Genomic DNA, 14,094 nt, shown 5'->3' on the forward strand with positions numbered 1-14,094 from the left:
GATGGGCCCTTTTGAGTAACCTTGTAGAACAGCCTTAAATACGCCTTAGAAAGCCTCTTTGGTCGATGGCAAGGTGTTCAACGCACGCTCATCGTACTCACAGGCCATACGTAACGCACGAGCAAAGGCTTTAAAGGTTGATTCGATCTGATGATGACTGTTTTTGCCTTTTAGATTATCTAAGTGCACAGTCATCCATGAGTGATTGACGAACCCGTAAAAGAACTCACTGAACAAATCAACATCGAAACGGCCGACGTGCGAGCGCGTAAATGGGATATCCATGTGTAGACCAGGACGTCCTGACAGATCGACGACAGCACGGGTCAATGACTCATCTAGCGGCGCATAAAAGTGCCCATAACGACGAATACCTTTTTTGTCACCCAATGCTTTGTTAAATGCTTGGCCAAGGGTAATACCAGTATCTTCGACGCTATGATGGTCATCAATAAACGTATCACCGGTACATTTGATGTCTAAGTCAAACAAACCGTGACGCTTGATTTGATCAATCATATGATCCAAAAATGGCACACCAGTGTCTACCGTACCTTTACCCGTACCATCTAAATTAACGGTACAGGTGATTTGCGTTTCGGCAGTGATACGCTCAACGGTCGCGATACGTTCAGGGCGACCATATAGATTTACGTTTTTTGACTCAGTTTGCTCAGGTGTGGCAGCAGTCGTCGTTGCATTGGCTGTCATGGCTACTCTCTATCAGTTTTTATCAGTGAAAAGCGGTCAATAAATAAGGCAAAAACCTGCCCAAAATATTTTACTATTGTCTGGGTCAGACCTTAGCAGAAAATGATATATACAAAAGATATCAACATATTAGGGTTTATACATACTAAATATTATATAGCCTCATCATAGCAAACCCTAACATTTACTGCCACGACCAAGCGGTAAACCACGCACAAAATCACGTCATTCTGCTAAAATAGTGTGTTTAGTATTATCAATCATGACTTGCGCTGACTTTGAAGACCCTTACTTACGGCACTACACACTATGACATCGTGCTGTCTCATATTGCTAATTTATACTATAGAAACCCTCTATTTATAGGAACTGCTATGCCTTTAGAAGCGATCGCCATTAATAGTTTGGATGCGCCACTTATCAAAAAACCTGCTCGCGACAATGAGCTAGCAGAGCGTTTGCAAGCGTTGTACGATAGTGATGATGCACAGCCTGACGGTCTCGAGGTATTAAATATCGTTGAGCAAGGGTTTAAACGTGGACAGTACCTCTATGTCGGGATGTTCAATGATAAGCCTATCGCCGCTGTCGCCTGCTTTGATGACGGGCAGACCAATGCTAAGCGCCTGCAATATCTCACTGTCCATCCGGAGAATCGTAAACGTGCTATCGATGCCAAGTTTATTAAACTGGTCTATGATTGCGAAGTTAGAAAAGGCGTACGTGAATTCGTCCCTGCTGACGCTGATATTCACCGTATCATGAGCGAGTACGAACTGTTGCGTGTAAAAGACTAAACTGAGCGCTAAAACGGTTAATTTTACTAATATCTGATTATTTATCGCCTTTTATTCGATAAAGTGCAAAAATTGCTTGACAGCTGAGCCTATATTTAGTTTAATAGCGCCTCAACGAAGACGGCTCGATAGCTCAGTAGGTAGAGCAACGGATTGAAAATCCGTGTGTCGGCAGTTCGATCCTGCCTCGAGCCACCATTCGTTAATAGAATTCTAAAAAGCCCTGAACAGCAATGTTCGGGGCTTTTTTTATGTTTAAAATTCACTGTACTCTTTAGCGTTCATTTTATTTATGTGTTGTTCTTATTCGTATAGCCGACAACTATTCGTACAACCGACCACGTAAGAGTAAATTACAGCGCTCACGCGAATCCAAGTCGTATATAGTTGCGCGGTAATCAATACCGTGACGCCCCTCAAAGAATATCACTCGGTCGCCTACTGCCAAAAAACAAGACGTACGCGCATCATAGATAAAGCCATCTATCACAAATGCCAAATCGCGATCTATCTCGCGTACCGTATACGTTTCACCTTGCGGAATCAAACGTTCAAACCACGCGCTGCGGGCAGCCGTAGTAGCTAGTATGCTTGTTGTTAGCAATAGCCACGCTACCAGTATATTTTTGGGTAATCGCAAACGGCTCAGATCATTTACACTTATCTCATTTCTCAACATCACATCTCTCGTAGTATTGCATTCATCATACTCATAGCCCTCATACGTCTCACAGCTGACTTTACCATAACCATTTCTACTTAACGCTTTTGATGCTAAATACCTACTGTCACGGTTGCATAACATTTTTGTGCTTTTTTCTAAACAGCTTGGCTAAGTATACTCAATAAACATATACGCTAGATAAAAATAACAGGTCATACATATGAGAGAGTTTGATTACGACTTGGATTATAAGAGTTTGGATTTGCGCGCTCAGCCTGAGTTGTACCGTGTCGGTCGCGGTGAGCAAGGCGTGTTACTGGTAGAACCTTATAAGTCTGAGATTTTACCCCATTGGCGTTTTGCGACTCCTGACATCGCCCGCGAGAGTAGTGAAGCTATCTATCAGATGTTTTTAGATTACTTGGCTGACGATGACTTCGTCGGCGCAGATATGGCACGCAAGTTTATACAAATGGGCTATACCCGAGCTCGTCGCTATGCCAATCATAAAGGCGGCAAAAAATATAAAGGCGCAGTACCTGATGATAAAAAAGGTCAAAGCGGCGCTCATGGTCGCGAAGAATTGCCACGACAAGAGGAAGACCCAGTCAAGGCGGAGTCCGCACGGATCTTTAAAGTTAAATGGGATGAATGCCGTGAGAACGAAGATTATTTAAGAATGAAAAAAGAGCATCGTGAACGCTATAAAGATGTCGAATAGTTGCTAATGCTCAAGACATTAAGCACAACAGGTAACTAAATTGACTGGTCTCGAAATACTACTGTGCTAAGGTATAGCCAATATAATAAATATAACGATTTTCAATAGTGAGGAAAAATGAATAAGCAGCTTTTAATTTTTGATTTTGATGGAACACTCATTGATAGCGTGCCCGATTTGGCCGACGCCACCAACGCCATGCTAACCACATTGGGTAAAGATACCTACCCTATCGAGACAATACGTAACTGGATAGGAAATGGCTCACGCCTGCTCGTAGAGCGCGCTTTGGTTGGCAAGGTAGAAGTAGCAGATGGTGAGCTAACGGTTGAGGAAGCCGATCATGCAGAGCAAATATTTTTTGAGGCTTATAAGAATCTTAGTGGTAGCAAAACCGTTGCCTATCCAGATGTCGATGACGGACTCAAAAAACTGCACGCTGCTGGCTATACGCTTGCTTTAGTCACTAATAAACCCATTCGATTTGTACCGAAGATATTGCAGTCGTTTGGCTGGCAAGATTTGTTTAGTGAGGTGATGGGCGGTGACAGTTTGCCGGTCAAAAAACCAGACCCAATGCCCCTACTACACGTCTGTGAGACTCTCAATTTTAGTGTCGATCAGTCAGTGATGATTGGGGACTCTAGAAACGATATGTTGGCTGGACAGAATGCCAATATGGACACGCTCGGCCTGTCTTATGGTTATAACTATGGGCAAGATATTCGCGAACTAAATCCGACCGAAGCATTTGATCACTTTGCTGACTTGGTTGCTTGGATTATGAAAGGTAGGGCTTAGTCTATATAAAGTCTATCAATCATCACGGTGTAACTTTCTCAAACATAGATTACGCTTTGCTGCGATAGCTCAGCGCTTCAGATACGTGGGCGCTGTTGATATCTGTACTGTTAGCCAAATCGGCGATTGTACGTGCTACTCGTAATACTCGGTGGTAGCCACGTGCTGATAAATTCAGACGCTGCTGAGCAAGTTGCAATAACTGCTTTTCATTGTCGCCTAGCTGGATATATTCATCGATTTCGCTAGGGCTAAGCTCATTATTAACCTTTTGCTGGCGCTGCATTTGATGCTGATGCGCGACCACTACACGAGCCCGTACTTGCTTAGAGGTTTCACCTACCTGACTATTTTGCAAATCAGCAATCGGTAACGCAGGCACGGTGATATGCAAATCAATACGATCTAAGAGAGGCCCAGATAGTTTGTCTTGATAGCGTTTGATCTGCTCAGGTCGACAGCGACAACGTCCTGATGTATCGCCATCATAGCCACATGGGCAAGGGTTCATCGCAGCGACCAGTTGAAAATTCGCCGGAAAAGTCATTTGAGAGTTAGCGCGACTAATGGTAATTTGTTTGGCTTCTAGCGGCTGACGCAATACTTCCAGCACACTCCGATCAAACTCTGGTAACTCATCTAGGAATAAAACGCCTTTATTAGCTAGCGTAATCTCACCTGGTTTTGGCCGTGAGCCACCACCGACTAGTGCCACAGCTGATATCGTATGATGTACTTGTCTAAATGGCCGCGTCCCATAATCGTAGTCGCTGTCTGCCACCGAATAGGTACTGGCAACCTCTAGTGCATCCTCATCGCTTAAGTCTGGCAATATCGTTGGCAATCGTGATGCCATGAGCGTCTTGCCAGAACCTGGTGGCCCTGTAAATAACAATGAATGACCACCAGCGGCGGCAATCTCTAACGCGCGCCGAGCATGTTGCTGTCCTTTGACATCAGCTAAATCTACTTGATAGCCGACATGCTGCTGTGCAGGACTTGGCTGCACCACTGACAAACTCTCATAGCTTGCAGTTGGGTCAACGAGCGACTGTAGATGGTCGCAAACCGCTTTTAGACTCTGTGCAGCTAGTATCGTTACGCCATCAACGCGGCTGGCCTCACGATCATTATCAATCGGTACGATCAATTGCGGAGTTCTCTGTAACGGGGTATCTGAATTATTTTGTCCTTGGTCACTCGCTGCTAACTGCGACAATGCTAATGCCAACTTCTCAGCTTTGATTGCTCTTGCGACTGCCAAACTACCAGTTACTTGTCGCAATTGACCATTGAGCGCTAACTCTCCAATAAATTCAAATCCTGATAGCACCTCTGGCTCAAGCTGTCCGCTTGCTGCCAGTATACCGATAGCAATTGGTAAGTCTAAACGCGCGCCATCTTTAGGTAGATCAGCAGGGGCTAAATTAATCGTTAGGCGGCGGTTAGGAAACTGGAAACCTGAATTGAGAATGGCAGAGCGCACCCTGTCTTTACTCTCACGCACGGCGGCCTCAGGTAGGCCAACGATGGTCAATGCAGGTAATCCTTGCGATAGATGCACTTCAATGATGACCTTGGGAGCATGCAGACCAACCACCGAACGGGTATAGACTTGGGCAAACGACATCAGCATCTTCCTAATACAGAGTGTCATTGATAATAAAGTATTATTTATCAACGCGCAAACGTCGTGTTTTATTGCTGGTGTAGAGAGAATCACCACAACCTCAGCGTCGTTCTGAGGTTTTTATGTGTAAATGATAGCTCTATTTTAATATTTAAGAATACTCTCCGACCACCCCACTGCTAACAAGGATTTGTTATACTATCTATTATACATTTAGCGATACATACTGCTGCCAATGATGTATTCAAGCCGTGTTATCAACCAATCTTAAGAGCAAAAAAATAAACACCACATCCGAAATCATTTTTAATCCAGAAACTAGCAGTATCTAGAGTAAAAACGAGGAATATCGCATGACGGACTATTCAGAACAGAACACTCAGCAACCCTACAACCGTGCGGACGAGCCGCCCACGACTGTGCGCCCTGTTATGCAACCTGACAACCCTTATGCCAGTACACGCGGCAGCATTACTAGCAAGCAGCTACCAGCATTTGATGAAGCAATCATCAATAAATACAATCGCTCAGGGCCACGTTATACCTCTTATCCGACAGCTCTAGAGTTCGCGCCCATACCAGATAGCTTTGAGGCTATCGGTCTTGAGACAAAAATCCTGCAAAATCGTGAAGCGCGTGCTCCCTTATCGCTATATTTTCATATTCCATTCTGTCGCCACCTTTGCTACTACTGTGCTTGCAATAAGATTATTACCAAAAAAAATAGCGACTCTGGCGATTACTTGCAGTATTTAATCGCTGAAATTACTCATAAACGCCGCTTGTTATCTGCGCCAGAAGGCAGCGACAAACCATTGGTCAAACAGCTACATTTGGGCGGTGGTACACCAACTTTTTTGCGTGACGAAGAGATGGTGCAATTATGGGAGTTTTTACAGACTCAGTTTAAGTTTTTGCCAGAAGATGAAGGTGACTACTCTATTGAGATTGACCCTCGTGAGCTGAGTGAAAACACTCTAAAGATACTGCGTAATCTCGGTTTCAACCGTATTAGCTTAGGCGTGCAGGACTTGGATGAAACAGTGCAAATCGCCGTTAATCGTGTGCACTCAGCAGAGCTTATTGAAAGTGTACTAATAGAAGCACGTGAGCTTGGTTTTCGCTCTATCAATATTGATTTGATTTATGGTTTGCCGCACCAAACGCCTGATACTTTGGACAAAACTGTAAATCGTATCATCGAGATGTCGCCAGATCGCCTGTCAGTCTTTAACTATGCGCATTTGCCTGAGCGATTTAAAGCCCAACGTCAGATAAAAGATGAAGACTTGCCTAGCCCAGCTGCCAAACTGACGATGCTCGGCAGTACTGTTAACACATTGACCGAAGCTGGCTATCAATATATCGGTATCGATCATTTTGCTAAACCTGATGACGAGTTGGCTATCGCCCAGCGCGAAGGTAAATTACATCGTAATTTTCAGGGTTACACTATCATGGGTGATTGTGACTTATTAGGTTTTGGTGTCTCATCAATCAGTCAGATTTCTAATGCCAATACGCGCTATATTTTGCAAAACGATACTGATCTACAGAGCTATCAAGCCAAGATTGATATGGCGAAAATCAATCCGACAGTCATGCCTGCAGTAAAGTACATTAAAACCTCTATCAAAGACCGCTTGCGTGAATATGTCATCATGAACCTACTGTGTCATGACTATCTCGATTTTAAAGATGTGAATCAAAAGTTTGGTATCGATGCCATCACCTACTTTATTAATGAGATTCAGCAGTTGGGCACTATGCAAGACGACAGACTCATTGATATGGACGCAGCAGGTATTCGCGTCTTACCTAGAGGTCGCTTGCTTGGTCGTAACGTCGCCATGGTATTTGATGAATACTTAGAAAAGAAACACCAAAACCGCTTTTCGAAAGTTATCTAAGTTAGCGAGCCATTCATCCAATTATTAAATATAAAAAAGACCTCAAACGAGGTCTTTTTTTATTATTGCTGTGGCTTTTTACACTTTTAATTTATCACCGACCATACCTTTTACAGTACTTAAAATATCTGCTGGTAGTACCACCATTTTAGAGTTGTCAGATTCAGCCAACTCTCGTATCGCTTTGATGTATTGCTCACCCAGCAAGTATACAATCGGCATCTCTTCCTCACCCATCGCGCTAGTAATCAAACGAATTGACTCTTCAGAACCTCTGGCTAGTACCACCTGCGCTTCAGCATCACGGCGTGAGGCTTCCAAGCGACCATCCGCTTCTAAGATAGCAGCTTGCTTTTGACCATCAGCACGGGTCACGGTTGCACGGCGTAAACGCTCTGCCGCTGCTTGCTCTTCCATAGACGCTTGCATGGTCTGCGAAGGATTAATATCTTGAATCTCTACTGTCTTAAGCGTAATACCCCAATCTGCGATGTCTTCTGAAATTGCATGTTTTAGCTTGGTTTTGATCTCATCACGACTGGACAATGCACTATCAAGATCCATCTCACCAATAATCGAACGCAATGACGTCTGTACCAGATTACGGATACCGTACTCATAATCTTCGATACCGTAGACCGCCTTGTCAGGACGCACGATATTAATATAAGCGACAGCGTTTGCAATGATAACGACGTTGTCACGAGTAATGACTTCTTGTGACGGGATATCGAGTACGATGTCTTTGGTCGTTACTTTATAAGCCACATCATCTACATAAGGGATGATGAGGTTGAGTCCAGGCTCTAGCGTTTGGCTATATTTGCCCAGTCTCTGCACTACCCATTTATAACCTTGCGGTACAATACGTACGCCTTTGAACACGGTGAATACCACCAGTGCAATCAATACCACCATGACAATACTAAAGCTTTCCATAACTCATCCCTTATTATTATACCTGCATACTTTTATGCATCGCTGCCTGCGCTTTTGTACTGCTCACAATTAGCTCATTGCCAACGATATCCGTCACGACCACTCTATCACCGATTGCCACCTGCTCCCCTCTCGTACGGCACATCCATTCAGCCGCACCAACGATAGGAACACTAAATCTAACTGTGCCAGCTTTATCTAGCTGCGGTGACACGATAATCATCCCCACCTCACCGACTATGACACTACCGCCTAGCCCAGCTTTGGTACGATCTACTGACAACGGTTTGATAAACTTGAACCAAGCCAGCAAAAACACAGCTGAGAGCACTAACCAGACAATAATCTGAACAGAGACAGAAATAGGCAACAGCCATGATAGCGCTGCTACGATGATGGCAGCGGCACCAAACCACAGACTGGCAAACGTCGGTACAAACATCTCAACAATTAGTAATAAGAAGCCCAGTACTAACCAATGCCAAGGTTCAATCATCCAAAGTATCTCCATCCTTGCCACCATTCCTATCTTTATCATTCCAGTTTTTAATGTAGCACATTTTTACGGATAACAACGCTTTAACGATAATGATATATTACTTATTGGATGCTTATAAATTACTGTCCTAAAAACTTATACGTAAATTTTAAGCAAAAAAAAACGACCACTTAAAGTGATCGTTTCTTTATTATAGCTGTTTAGCTCAAAGCTTATTTTCTAAATAATTAGAACTTTAGCTGTGCACCAACAGTCATAAGGTCTGCATCGCTACCTAGCATGTCGTATTCAGCTTCGACACTGAAGTCAGAGTTTACTGCGTAACCAAGACCTACACCACCAGCGATGTTAGTGTCGTCGTCTGAGAAGTCAGAAGCACCAGCAAAGTTAGTGTTGTTAGCTTCTACTTCAGTTTTCGCAACACCTAGCTTACCTTTTGCGTATAAGCCGCTGTTTGGGAATGCATAACGGTAAGTACCATAAGCGCCGTATGTCTTAGCATCGATGTCGCCACCTCTATAATCGGCATCATCTGAACCTACGTATTCTGCTTCGATACCGAAGTTAGGATCAAAGTTATAACCAGCAGTTACACCATATGCAGTTGGGTCATCAGCACCATCAACATCTAGATCGAACTGACCAACTTTAGCAGCAACATATGGCTGACCTGTGTAGCCGTTGCCATAGTTAACAGCAGCTTGTGCACCTACAGAAAGTAAAGAACCAGTTGCTAGTGCAAGTATTGTTTTTTGTAGAGTTTTCATTATTAGCTCCTTAAAAGAAATTTGGACAAACAAGTTATTTGTTTATATTGGCCTTGTGGCCCTATCGCCTTGTCTGCTAACGATGAGTACATAGTAACAAACTATTTCAGACACTCTGTCAGTGTTTAATGGTATGAGAGTTAAGATTTGAAAGCGTTTATCAGTGTGTGGGTTACAAAGGCTTAGATATGAAACCTTTTGTTACATCTACCCGGTTTATGCAATAATCCGTACTCATTTCATAGTTTTCTTGCTAGACAAATCGGCTAAACATGGCTGATATAACAATAATTAGAGAGAAAAAATGCAAAATTCTATCACTGAGCGTTTGCAAAGCGCACTTGCAGACTTAAAAGCAAAGCAGCAGTATCGTCAATTACCAAACCTAAAGCATGATGGACGATACGTTGTTAGTACAAGTAAGGCTTTACTCAATATTGCGAGTAATGATTATCTGGGTTTAGGCGGTGATACTGAGCTGCAAGCTGAGTTTCTTTCTCAAGTGGGACAGCTATCTACTCCGCACACTCCTAAAATGAGTGCAACCTCCTCACGCCTACTGACAGGTAACGATATACAGTTAGAAGCTCTAGAAGAAGAACTGCAAAATTGGTATCGAAGCGCCATAGAAAAACAGAGTTTAGCCGATTCAAAGTCGGTGCTGGTCTTAAACAGTGGCTATCATGCTAATCTAGGTATCTTGCCAGCATTGACAGCTTTGCCAGTCAAGACGCTCGTTTTGGCTGACAAGCTAGTACATGCCAGCATTATCGATGGGATGCGCTTGAGCCAAAGTAAACTTGTCACCTATCGTCGTTACCGTCATAACGATTACGAACATTTGGCCAAGTTTATTGAACAAGCAGACGAGACGGTTGAACGCATCATTATTGTCACCGAGAGTATATTTAGTATGGATGGTGACCGTGCTGACTTGGCTCAACTAGTACAAATAAAATCCAAAGATGCTCGCATTGAACTATATATCGATGAAGCACATGCTGTTGGAGTGCTTGGCGATACAGGTCTAGGATTGGCGGAAGAAACGCATACCTTAGCGGATATTGACTACTTGGTGGGTACCTTTGGTAAAGCATTTGCTTCAATGGGTGCTTATATCATGTGTGATGAGGTCGTCAAACAATGGCTGATCAATGTCATGCGTCCACTGATTTTTAGCACTGCACTCCCTCCTATCAATCACGCATGGACACGATTTATTTTAGCAAAGATGCCGGCTTTAACTGACCAACGTGCGCATCTAGCACAGTTGTCTACCACGCTTAGCCAAGCCATTGACCCACGGCACCGTGTATCGCCAACTGTAGAAGATATGGATTATCAATCTCCTATCGTTCCTTATATATTAGGCGATAACGCAAGCACCCTTGCCAAAGCACAACAGCTACAAACCGCTGGATTTTACGCGCTGCCTATCAGGCCACCTACTGTGCCTGCAAACACTGCTCGCATTCGCTTAGTTATGAATGCCAAACTGACTAACGAAGACTGCGAGCGATTGATACAGCAGTTGTAACCTTATCGTTTGACACAGAATTTACTCCTAATATTGATAGATAACTGGCGCACTTGGATATAATGAAGCCTATGACAACATTCGACACAGCTGACGACCTCAGTGTTAGAAAACAAACCATCGCTCGCCACTTTGCTAATGCAAGCGACTATGACCAGCATGCCAGTATTCAGCAGATCGTTTGTCAGTATTTATTAGACAGTATTGCTCATACCAATCAAAGTAGTGTGCTAGAAGTGGGGGCAGGTACAGGTCAAATGACGCGCCTACTCGCTGAGCATATTCAAAGCCAGCACTGGCTTATCAATGAGTTATGTAGTGAGCAGACTGCTACATTGCAATCAATACTGCCAACTGCTGACGTAATGATTGGTGATGCTGAAACGATAGATTTAGCAAAAAATCATAGCTTGATAATCAGTGCCAATGCCGTGCAATGGTTTGATAATCCGTTGAGTTTTGTCACGAAATCAGCGCAGCGTCTACAATCTGGAGGACAACTGGTCTTTAGTACTTTTACGCCAAATAACTTTTTGCAAATTAAGACTCTCACTGGCCAAGGACTTTACTACCCAGATATTAATGAATGGCAATTGGCATTAGATAGTGCTGGCTTTGAGAATATCGAACTATCAATTCAGCGCTTCGATTTACCATTTCCTACTCCCTACGCTATCTTGAAGCATATGAAACTCACCGGCGTATCGACCAATCAAACGCAAATACAATCAGAAGATAGCCAAACCTTTGTATGGACAAAATCGCGTCTACAGCAATTTGAGTCAGACTATTGGCAGCAATTCTCAGAAAAGAATGGCATAGGACAGCTCGTGGTTAATTTAACCTATGAAGTTCTTATAGTGAGCGCGTTTAAACCATAAGCACGCATCTTATTAAGAAAAATAATAGCTAGCAGGAATAGTAGCTGATAGAAAAACAGCCATAAAAAAACGCACCCCAAAGGATGCGTTTTTTTAATTTAACTAGTTAGTAGCCGTATTATTTTTTGTCTTCGTCTACTTCAGTGAACTCAGCATCAACGACGTCGTCATCAGCTTTGTTGCTACCAGCATCGTCAGCACCTTGTTGGAACTGGCTTGGATCCATACCTTCTGCACCAGCGCCGCTATCAGCGTAGATTTTTTGGCTGATTGGCAAGAATGCATTGTCTAAAGCTTCAAGCTTAGCTTTGATTTCCTCATGGTCATCTTCTTTCGCTGCTGCCTCAAGCTCAGTGATAGCAGATTCTACTGTTGATTTTTCTTCATCAGTGACTTTATCTTCTGCTTCTTTTAGCGCTTTTTGTACGGCATGAATACGACCATCTGCTTCGTTACGAACTTGCGCTAGGTTAGCGAACTTCTCATCTTCAGCAGCATTGGCTTCTGCATCGCGAACCATTTGTTCGACTTCTTCGTCCGACAAACCAGAATCCGCCTTGATTTGGATACTTTGTGCTTTACCAGTACCTTTATCGGTTGCAGAGATGTTCATGATGCCATCAGCATTGATGTCAAAAGACACTTCGATTTGCGGTAGGCCACGTGGTGCTGGTGGAATATCCGTCAAGTCAAAACGACCAAGCATTTTGTTTTGGTTAGCTATTTTACGCTCACCTTGATATACCTGAATCGTTACAGCTGGCTGGTTGTCTTCAGCCGTTGAGAATACCTGTGATTTCTTAGTAGGAATCATGGTGTTTTTCTCGATAACCGGTGTCATGACACCGCCCATCGTTTCGATACCTAGGGTCAATGGCGTTACATCAAGTAGCAATACGTCAGTTTTGTCACCAGACAATACGGCACCTTGAATCGCTGCACCAGCTGCAACTGCTTCATCAGGGTTCACATCTTTACGTGGCTCTTGACCGAAGAAGTCTTGTACTTTTTGCTGTACTAGTGGCATACGAGTCTGACCACCAACTAGGATAACGTCATCAATATCGCCAATTTTTAGGCCAGCATCTTCAAGTGCAGTCTTACAAGGACCCATTGTACGTTGTACTAATTCTTCAGTTAGGCTCTCTAGTTTCGAGCGGCTGATAGTTACAACCAAATGCTTAGGACCACTGCTATCAGCAGTAATATATGGCAAGTTTACTTCAGTACTTTGTGCACTTGATAGCTCAATCTTCGCTTTTTCAGCTGCTTCTTTTAGACGCTGCATCGCAAGAGAGTCACCTTTTAGGTTAACATCTTGCTCTTTTTTGAATTCAGCAACTAAGAAATCAATCAATGCTGAGTCAAAGTCTTCACCACCTAGGAAAGTATCACCGTTGGTCGCTAGTACTTCGAACTGTTGCTCGCCGTCTACGTCTGCGATTTCGATGATTGAGATATCGAAAGTACCACCACCTAAGTCATATACAGCAACAGTGCTATCGCCTTGCTTCTTGTCCATACCATAAGCAAGTGCCGCAGCAGTTGGCTCATTGATGATACGTTTTACATCAAGACCAGCGATTTTACCCGCATCTTTAGTTGCTTGACGCTGTGAGTCATTGAAGTAAGCAGGTACAGTTACAACCGCTTCAGTCACACTCTCACCAAGATAGTCTTCTGCTGTTTTTTTCATTTTTTTCAAGATTTCAGCAGAAACCTGTGGCGGCGCAAGCTTTTTACCGTTGATTTCTACCCATGCATCGCCGTTATCTGCTTTAGCGATTTTGTAAGGAACCATGCCGATATCTTTTTGCACGACTTTGTCATCAAAACGACGACCGATCAAACGCTTAATCGCAAACAAAGTGTTGCTTGGGTTGGTTACTGCTTGACGCTTAGCTGACTGACCAACAAGCGTTTCGTCATCTTTATAAGCGACGATCGATGGTGTTGTACGAGTACCTTCAGCATTTTCGATGACTTTAACTTTGTCACCTTCCATTACTGCTACACACGAGTTAGTAGTACCTAAATCAATACCAATTACTTTACCCATAATCAATTGCTCCTAATTTGTTTTTAACTATAAATACTTATTTATCCAGACCGTAGTCGGTCACTTGTTGCTATATATCGGTTTACCCGTCGTATTTTTCAAGGTGATAATCACGCAAAAACTGTGTTTCATGTCATTTTTTGTGAAAAACCTTCATATTAGTAGGGTTTAGCCCTAA

13 protein-coding genes and 1 tRNA gene are annotated in these 14,094 nt (G+C 43.3%); 7 read left to right on the plus strand and 7 right to left on the minus strand.

Annotation, left to right across the window (positions count from 1 at the left end):
- Positions 1-45 precede the first annotated feature (45 nt).
- Positions 46-711: an imidazoleglycerol-phosphate dehydratase HisB gene (gene hisB, locus QL886_RS07085; RefSeq protein WP_220455963.1), complete on the minus strand. Its 666-nt coding sequence runs from the start codon at positions 709-711 to the stop codon at positions 46-48.
- 374 nt (positions 712-1,085) lie between these two features.
- Between hisB and QL886_RS07090 the strand changes: the two genes are divergently transcribed.
- Together QL886_RS07090 and QL886_RS07095 are read left to right on the plus strand one after the other, a co-directional pair.
- Complete coding sequence (locus QL886_RS07090) at positions 1,086-1,508, plus strand: hypothetical protein (protein ID WP_102091078.1); 423 nt, start codon at positions 1,086-1,088, stop codon at positions 1,506-1,508.
- 122 nt (positions 1,509-1,630) lie between these two features.
- Positions 1,631-1,706 (plus strand) — tRNA-Phe (locus QL886_RS07095).
- A 124-nt stretch (positions 1,707-1,830) separates the two neighbouring features.
- On the opposite strand, the gene QL886_RS07100 is transcribed toward QL886_RS07095, so the two are convergent.
- Positions 1,831-2,313, minus strand: coding sequence for a hypothetical protein (locus tag QL886_RS07100; protein WP_290178150.1), 483 nt, complete (start codon positions 2,311-2,313; stop codon positions 1,831-1,833).
- 79 nt (positions 2,314-2,392) lie between these two features.
- Between QL886_RS07100 and QL886_RS07105 the strand changes: the two genes are divergently transcribed.
- Positions 2,393-2,893 carry a DUF4385 domain-containing protein gene (locus QL886_RS07105; RefSeq protein ID WP_165597783.1) on the plus strand — a complete coding sequence of 167 codons (501 nt, stop codon included), beginning with the start codon at positions 2,393-2,395 and terminating at the stop codon, positions 2,891-2,893.
- A 117-nt stretch (positions 2,894-3,010) separates the two neighbouring features.
- The gene (locus QL886_RS07110) at positions 3,011-3,694 is read left to right on the plus strand and encodes a phosphoglycolate phosphatase (RefSeq protein WP_290178151.1); all 684 of its coding nucleotides are present in this window, start codon (positions 3,011-3,013) and stop codon (positions 3,692-3,694) included.
- Positions 3,695-3,743: 49 nt separating this feature from the next.
- Here the strand turns inward: QL886_RS07110 and QL886_RS07115 are convergent, their stop codons facing one another.
- Positions 3,744-5,324 (minus strand): YifB family Mg chelatase-like AAA ATPase, encoded by a 1,581-nt coding sequence (locus QL886_RS07115; protein WP_290178152.1) that lies wholly within the window; start codon positions 5,322-5,324, stop codon positions 3,744-3,746.
- Positions 5,325-5,677: 353 nt separating this feature from the next.
- Between QL886_RS07115 and hemN the strand changes: the two genes are divergently transcribed.
- Positions 5,678-7,234, plus strand: a complete 1,557-nt coding sequence (gene hemN, locus QL886_RS07120) for an oxygen-independent coproporphyrinogen III oxidase (protein WP_290178153.1) — start codon at positions 5,678-5,680, stop codon at positions 7,232-7,234.
- Positions 7,235-7,312: 78 nt separating this feature from the next.
- On the opposite strand, the gene QL886_RS07125 is transcribed toward hemN, so the two are convergent.
- From QL886_RS07125 to QL886_RS07135, 3 genes are all read right to left on the minus strand, one after another.
- On the minus strand, positions 7,313-8,173 hold the full coding sequence (locus tag QL886_RS07125; protein WP_057762202.1) for an SPFH domain-containing protein: 861 nt from the start codon (positions 8,171-8,173) through the stop codon (positions 7,313-7,315).
- 16 nt (positions 8,174-8,189) lie between these two features.
- Complete coding sequence (locus tag QL886_RS07130) at positions 8,190-8,684, minus strand: NfeD family protein (RefSeq protein ID WP_227511172.1); 495 nt, start codon at positions 8,682-8,684, stop codon at positions 8,190-8,192.
- 215 nt (positions 8,685-8,899) lie between these two features.
- Positions 8,900-9,439, minus strand: coding sequence for a porin family protein (locus QL886_RS07135; RefSeq protein WP_201547565.1), 540 nt, complete (start codon positions 9,437-9,439; stop codon positions 8,900-8,902).
- A 304-nt stretch (positions 9,440-9,743) separates the two neighbouring features.
- On the opposite strand from QL886_RS07135, the gene QL886_RS07140 reads away from it, so the two are divergent.
- Together QL886_RS07140 and QL886_RS07145 are read left to right on the plus strand one after the other, a co-directional pair.
- Positions 9,744-10,976 carry an 8-amino-7-oxononanoate synthase gene (locus QL886_RS07140; protein WP_290178155.1) on the plus strand — a complete coding sequence of 411 codons (1,233 nt, stop codon included), beginning with the start codon at positions 9,744-9,746 and terminating at the stop codon, positions 10,974-10,976.
- A gap of 71 nt (positions 10,977-11,047) precedes the next feature.
- Complete coding sequence (locus tag QL886_RS07145) at positions 11,048-11,857, plus strand: methyltransferase domain-containing protein (protein ID WP_290178156.1); 810 nt, start codon at positions 11,048-11,050, stop codon at positions 11,855-11,857.
- A 118-nt stretch (positions 11,858-11,975) separates the two neighbouring features.
- Here QL886_RS07145 and dnaK read toward each other — a convergent pair whose 3' ends face one another.
- A complete protein-coding gene (dnaK, locus tag QL886_RS07150) occupies positions 11,976-13,916 on the minus strand; it encodes a molecular chaperone DnaK (RefSeq protein WP_290178157.1) in 1,941 nt (646 codons plus the stop codon).
- Positions 13,917-14,094: the final 178 nt, after the last annotated feature.

This window comes from Psychrobacter sp. APC 3281 (assembly GCF_030407815.1).
Classification (GTDB): Bacteria; Pseudomonadota; Gammaproteobacteria; order Pseudomonadales; family Moraxellaceae; genus Psychrobacter.

Excerpts from the sequence above, each read along its gene's own strand:
- QL886_RS07135 (WP_201547565.1), bottom strand. The coding sequence starts at position 9,439 with ATGAAAACTCTACAAAAAACAATACTTGCACTAGCAACTGGTTCTTTA.
- dnaK (WP_290178157.1), bottom strand. The coding sequence starts at position 13,916 with ATGGGTAAAGTAATTGGTATTGATTTAGGTACTACTAACTCGTGTGTA.
- QL886_RS07125 (WP_057762202.1), bottom strand. The coding sequence starts at position 8,173 with ATGGAAAGCTTTAGTATTGTCATGGTGGTATTGATTGCACTGGTGGTA.
- hisB (WP_220455963.1), bottom strand. The coding sequence starts at position 711 with ATGACAGCCAATGCAACGACGACTGCTGCCACACCTGAGCAAACTGAG.
- QL886_RS07140 (WP_290178155.1), top strand. The coding sequence starts at position 9,744 with ATGCAAAATTCTATCACTGAGCGTTTGCAAAGCGCACTTGCAGACTTA.
- QL886_RS07105 (WP_165597783.1), top strand. The coding sequence starts at position 2,393 with ATGAGAGAGTTTGATTACGACTTGGATTATAAGAGTTTGGATTTGCGC.
- QL886_RS07145 (WP_290178156.1), top strand. The coding sequence starts at position 11,048 with ATGACAACATTCGACACAGCTGACGACCTCAGTGTTAGAAAACAAACC.
- QL886_RS07090 (WP_102091078.1), top strand. The coding sequence starts at position 1,086 with ATGCCTTTAGAAGCGATCGCCATTAATAGTTTGGATGCGCCACTTATC.
- QL886_RS07110 (WP_290178151.1), top strand. The coding sequence starts at position 3,011 with ATGAATAAGCAGCTTTTAATTTTTGATTTTGATGGAACACTCATTGAT.
- QL886_RS07130 (WP_227511172.1), bottom strand. The coding sequence starts at position 8,684 with ATGGAGATACTTTGGATGATTGAACCTTGGCATTGGTTAGTACTGGGC.
- hemN (WP_290178153.1), top strand. The coding sequence starts at position 5,678 with ATGACGGACTATTCAGAACAGAACACTCAGCAACCCTACAACCGTGCG.
- QL886_RS07100 (WP_290178150.1), bottom strand. The coding sequence starts at position 2,313 with ATGTTATGCAACCGTGACAGTAGGTATTTAGCATCAAAAGCGTTAAGT.
- QL886_RS07115 (WP_290178152.1), bottom strand. The coding sequence starts at position 5,324 with ATGTCGTTTGCCCAAGTCTATACCCGTTCGGTGGTTGGTCTGCATGCT.